Genomic DNA, 3026 nt, shown 5'->3' on the forward strand with positions numbered 1-3026 from the left:
GTGGGTCCGGGTCGACCCGGTCCCACCGCCGTCGCGCTCCACCGGCACACCACCGCCGGCCGGACGGCCGGCGGTCCGCACGACTTCGGAGGACCTCGGGTGAGCAGCACCCAGACCAGGCCCGGCCCCGGCGACGACCGGGCCGTCATCGAGACCGGCGGCAGACGCCCCGGCGACGCGGTGTTCCGCGGCACCGCGACAGGCGCCGGGGTGGTCATCCTCCTCGTGCTCGCCGCCGTCGCCGCCTTCCTCGTCGGCGAGGCGGTGCCCGCGTTCACCGCGGACCCGGCCGAGGTCGACGGCGGGGAGGGCCTCGTCGCGTACGTCTGGCCGCTGCTGTTCGGCACGGTCCTCGCGGCGGTCATCGCCCTGCTCGTCGCGACGCCCATCGCGGTCGGCATCGCCCTCTTCATCTCGCACTTCGCACCGCGCCGGCTGGCGCAGGGCCTCGGCTACCTCGTGGACCTGCTCGCCGCCGTGCCGAGCATCGTCTACGGCATCTGGGGCATCACGGTGCTCTCGAACTGGATGAAGCCCGTCTACGGCTGGCTGGCGGAGAACCTGGGCTTCATCCCGCTCTTCGCCGGCCCGGCTTCCACGACCGGCCGCACGATCCTCACCGCGGGCCTGGTCCTGGCCGTGATGATCCTGCCGATCATCACCGCCCTCGGCCGCGACGTCTTCCTGCAGACCCCGCGCCTGCACGAGGAGGCCGCCCTCGCCCTCGGCGCCACCCGCTGGGAGATGATCAAGTACGCCGTCATCCCCTACGGGCGCTCCGGCGTCGTCAGCGCCGCGATGCTCGGCCTGGGCCGCGCGCTCGGCGAGACCATGGCCGTCGCCCTGGTGCTGTCGGTGTCCAACATCGTGACGTTCAACCTCATCAGCTCGACGAACCCGTCGACGATCGCGGCGAACATCGCGCTGAACTTCCCCGAGGCCTCGGGGCTGGACATCAACGTCCTCATCGCCAGCGGCCTGGCGCTGTTCGTCATCACGTTCCTGGTCAACTTCGCGGCCCGGTGGGTCGTCCAGCGCTCGGGAGCCAAGGCATGACCACCACGACCAACGGTTCGACCCCCGCCTCGGGCAGCGAGGTCCTGAGCCTCGAGCAGTCGATGCGCCAGGCCCGCCTGCCGCGCTGGACGCCGTGGGCCGCCCTCGCGGCGGCCGTCGTCGTGGGCCTGCTCGTCACCGCTCCCGGCGGGCGCTCGCTCGGCGGCGTCGTGGCGATCACCGCGATCACCTACCTGCTGCTCATCGGCGTCCTGTCCGGCGTGCGGGAGGGCAGCCGCCGCGCCAAGGACCGCGTCGTCACCGCGCTGGTCACCATCGCCTTCGGCCTGGCGATGATCCCGCTCGTCTCGGTCGTGTGGACCGTGGTGGGCAACGGCGCGGCCCGCTTCGACACGACCTTCTTCACGTGGTCGATGCGCGGGGTCATCGGCGAGGGCGGCGGCGCGCTGCACGCCATCTGGGGCACGATCATCGTCACGCTGGCCGCGACCGTCATCTCCGTGCCGATCGGGCTGCTGGCCGCGATCTACCTCGTCGAGTACGGCGCCGGCTCCCGGCTGGCGAAGGCCATCACGTTCCTCGTGGACGTCATGACGGGGATCCCCTCGATCGTCGCCGGCCTGTTCGTCGCGGCGCTGTTCGTCATCGTCATGGGGCCGGGCACCAAGCTGGGCATCATGGGCTCCCTCGCCCTGGCGGTCCTCATGATCCCCACGGTCGTCCGCTCGACCGAGGAGATGCTCAAGCTGGTCCCCCACGACCTGCGCGAGGCCGCCTACGCGCTGGGCGTGCCGAAGTGGCGCACGATCGTCAAGGTCGTCCTGCGCACGAGCATCTCGGGCATCGCCACCGGCGTGACGCTGGCCATCGCCCGCGTCGCCGGTGAGACGGCGCCGCTGCTGGTCACGCTCGGCATCACGACGGGGACGAACTTCAACCTCTTCGAGGGCCGCATGGCCACGCTCCCGGTCTACGCGTACTACCAGTACACGCAGCCCGGCGTCCCGGCGACCGCCGGTGTCGAGCGCGCCTGGACGGCGGCGCTCGTGCTCATCATGCTGGTGATGGCGCTCAACCTCGTCGCCCGGCTGATCTCCCGCCTCTTCGCCCCGAAGGTCGGCCGCTGAGGCCTCCCGCACCCGCGACCCCGACCCGCACCCCCCAGACCGAGGAGCCAGACGTGGCCAAGCTCATCGACGTGAGCGACCTGAACATCTACTACGGCGACTTCCTCGCCGTGGAGTCCGTGACGATGACCATCGAGCCGCGTGCCGTGACCGCGCTCATCGGTCCGTCCGGCTGCGGCAAGTCGACCTTCCTGCGCTCGCTGAACCGCATGCACGAGGTCATCCCCGGCGCCCGCGTGGAGGGCAAGGTCGTCATGGACGGCCAGGACCTCTACGACAAGGACGTCGACCCCGTCTCCGTGCGCCAGCACATCGGCATGGTCTTCCAGCGGCCGAACCCGTTCCCGACGATGTCGATCTACGAGAACGTCGCCGCCGGCGTGCGCCTGAACGCCAAGCGCATGAGCAAGAGCGACCTCGACGACCTCGTCGAGAGCTCGCTGCGCGGCGCGAACCTGTGGACCGAGGTCAAGGACCGCCTCAGCAAGCCCGGCCTGGGCCTGTCCGGCGGCCAGCAGCAGCGCCTGTGCATCGCCCGCGCGATCGCCATCCGCCCCTCGGTGCTGCTCATGGACGAGCCCTGCTCGGCCCTGGACCCCATCTCCACGCTCGCCATCGAGGACCTCATCGGCGAGCTGAAGAGCGAGTACACGATCGTCATCGTGACCCACAACATGCAGCAGGCGGCCCGCGTCTCGGACCGGACCGGCTTCTTCAACCTCTCCGGCGTCGGCAAGCCGGGTCACCTGGTGGAGATCGACGACACCTCGACGATCTTCAGCAACCCCTCCCAGAAGTCCACCGAGGACTACATCTCCGGCCGCTTCGGCTGAGCCCGTCCTCCCGCAGCACGAGGCCCCGGCCGCTCCTGGAGCGGCCGGG

Annotated in this window: 3 protein-coding genes; all 3 read left to right on the forward strand. The window is 70.9% G+C overall.

Annotation, left to right across the window (positions count from 1 at the left end; genetic code table 11):
• Window positions 1–147 precede the first annotated feature (147 nt).
• The 3 genes from pstC to pstB are packed head-to-tail and all read left to right on the forward strand — an operon-like array spanning window position 148 to window position 2977.
• Window positions 148–1056 (forward strand): phosphate ABC transporter permease subunit PstC, encoded by a 909-nt coding sequence (pstC, locus tag ACRYM2_RS22985; RefSeq protein WP_432525020.1) that lies wholly within the window; start codon window positions 148–150, stop codon window positions 1054–1056.
• Window positions 1053–2144, forward strand: coding sequence for a phosphate ABC transporter permease PstA (gene pstA, locus ACRYM2_RS22990; protein ID WP_432525017.1), 1092 nt, complete (start codon window positions 1053–1055; stop codon window positions 2142–2144). Before pstC ends, pstA begins: the two co-directional genes overlap by 4 nt.
• A gap of 53 nt (window positions 2145–2197) precedes the next feature.
• The gene (gene pstB, locus ACRYM2_RS22995) at window positions 2198–2977 is read left to right on the forward strand and encodes a phosphate ABC transporter ATP-binding protein PstB (RefSeq protein WP_432525019.1); all 780 of its coding nucleotides are present in this window, start codon (window positions 2198–2200) and stop codon (window positions 2975–2977) included.
• Window positions 2978–3026 lie beyond the last annotated feature (49 nt).

This window comes from Kineococcus aridisoli, assembly GCF_050871885.1.
GTDB lineage: Bacteria > Actinomycetota > Actinomycetes > Actinomycetales > Kineococcaceae > Kineococcus.

Bases quoted from the DNA above. Each gene is read 5' to 3' on its own strand.
- pstA (WP_432525017.1), top strand. From the start codon at position 1,053: ATGACCACCACGACCAACGGTTCGACCCCCGCCTCGGGCAGCGAGGTC.